Source organism: Faecalicatena contorta, from assembly GCF_021531995.1.
In the GTDB taxonomy this organism is placed as follows: Bacteria; Bacillota; Clostridia; order Lachnospirales; family Lachnospiraceae; genus Dorea_A; species Dorea_A contorta_A.
The window spans coordinates 1-501 of the sequence record NZ_JAFBIZ010000306.1 but is presented as its reverse complement, the minus strand read 5'-3'; the positions used below and the strand labels follow the sequence as shown (position 1 = coordinate 501).

Sequence of the window (501 nt, the reverse complement as noted above, 5' to 3'; positions counted from 1 at the left end):
CTATTAGATTCTATACTTATTTTGTGATTAAAACATTCAATCACTGAAGCAATATGAGAAAATGGTCTATTATGTGAATCTATCGAATCACCAATTTGACAACCTCCAGAACCATAATATTCAAATTTTCCTAATGCAATTAATAGCGCCGGGCACAAATACATAGAACCATGAATACACTTTCCTAAAAAGAAAGGAATGTTGGCATTACATATGGTACTTGCGTCAATAAACAAACGTTTGTTATATATTTTTGCAGTACCACCTAGTTCATTTATTATTGCGATAAAAACATATGTATCACTTACTATAGGTGGATTAACAATAACAGTCTTCATTTTGAGTGCAATAGTTAATGCTATTATTTGAACCATTGAATGTTTGTATCCATCCAAACTTAAGGAGGCATTAACTGGACTATTTTTGCTCACACTTATATTAATATTTTTATTTTCTCCTTTAAACAAAAAATCGGATAAACATTTATATTCCATAATAGAT

The 501-nt window shown here is 29.3% G+C and carries 1 protein-coding gene; it reads right to left on the bottom strand.

All coding sequences use genetic code 11. From position 1 onward, the window contains the following. On the bottom strand, positions 1 to 501 hold a 501-nt coding region (locus tag JQM82_RS16085; RefSeq protein ID WP_235251428.1), incomplete at both ends, for a hypothetical protein.